This is a genomic window from Candidatus Phytoplasma phoenicium (assembly GCF_001189415.1).
Lineage (GTDB): Bacteria > Bacillota_I > Bacilli_A > Acholeplasmatales > Acholeplasmataceae > Phytoplasma > Phytoplasma phoenicium.
In genome coordinates this window covers 1-1,213 of sequence record NZ_JPSQ01000077.1, presented here as the reverse complement: position 1 = coordinate 1,213, position 1,213 = coordinate 1, and the positions used below count along the sequence as shown (strand labels likewise).

Here is a 1,213-nt window from a genome sequence, read left to right as displayed (position 1 = left end):
TAAAAAATTTAAATACTCAAGAGACGTTTATTGACAATTTTGATAAATTAGTAATGTCTACAGGATCTTGGCCAATCATTCCCAAATTAGAAGGGATCAATTCTAAAAATTTATTGCTATCAAAAAATTTTGAACATGCTAATAATATTATTGAATATGCAAAAAAAATTAATAAAATTACTGTTATAGGCGCTGGTTATATTGGAGTGGAATTAGCAGAAGCGTTTTCTAAACAAGGTAAAGAAGTTACTTTAGTTGATATAGAAAAAAGAATTATGTCTAAATATTTAGATCCAGAATTTACTCATTTAGCCGAAGAAGCTTTTAGAGAAAATAAAGTTCGTTTAGCTTTAGGTCAAAAAGTTATCAATTTTAAAACTAAAAATAATCTAATTACACACGTACAAACTGATCAAAAAATTTTCGAAACTGAAATGGTTATTATGTGTATCAGTTTTGTTCCTAATACACAATTATTAAGAGATAAATTAGAAACATCTAGAAATGACGCTTTTATTGTCAATGACTTTTTACAAACTTCACACCCAGATGTTTATGCTTGCGGAGATTGTACCAATATTTATTACAATCCTACAAAAAATTATAAATATATTCCGCTGGCAACTAATGCTGTTAGAATGGGAACTCTTATTGGTATCAACATCACAAGTAAAAAGCCACAAAAGTATTTAGGTACTCAAGGTACCAGTGGCATCAAAATTTATGATTTAAATATTTCTTCTACTGGTTTAACTGCATATAGTGCTCAATTATTAGGAATCAATTTTGATCAAGTATTGATTAAAGATGCTAATCGTCCAGAATTCATGCCTAAATTTGATGCCGCTATTTTAAAAATTGTTTATGAAAAAGATTCAAAACGTATTTTAGGTGGACAGATTTTGTCTACTGTTGATTTGACTGAAAAAATGAATACTTTAAGTGTATGTATTCAAAAAGGTATGAATATGGAAGAATTAGCTTTTATAGATTTTTTCTTTCATCCTTATTTTAATAAACCATGGAATTTATTAAATTTAGCTGGTTTAAAAGCTCTTGATACTCATAAATAAAACAATAATAAAATTATGTTTTGTATAAAAACATAGTTTTATTATTTTTATTTTTTTGATGAAGACAAAACCTTCTTATTCTTGATAATAAATACAACATCTATTATTATCAAAATTTATAAATAAACAAAAACCTATTT

Annotated in this window: 1 protein-coding gene; it reads left to right on the top strand. The window is 25.9% G+C overall.

The window, feature by feature from the left end:
- Positions 1–1,073 (top strand): FAD-dependent oxidoreductase (locus AlmWB_RS01715; protein WP_050337438.1); only part of this gene is annotated, 1,073 nt, incomplete at its 5' end.
- Positions 1,074–1,213 lie beyond the last annotated feature (140 nt).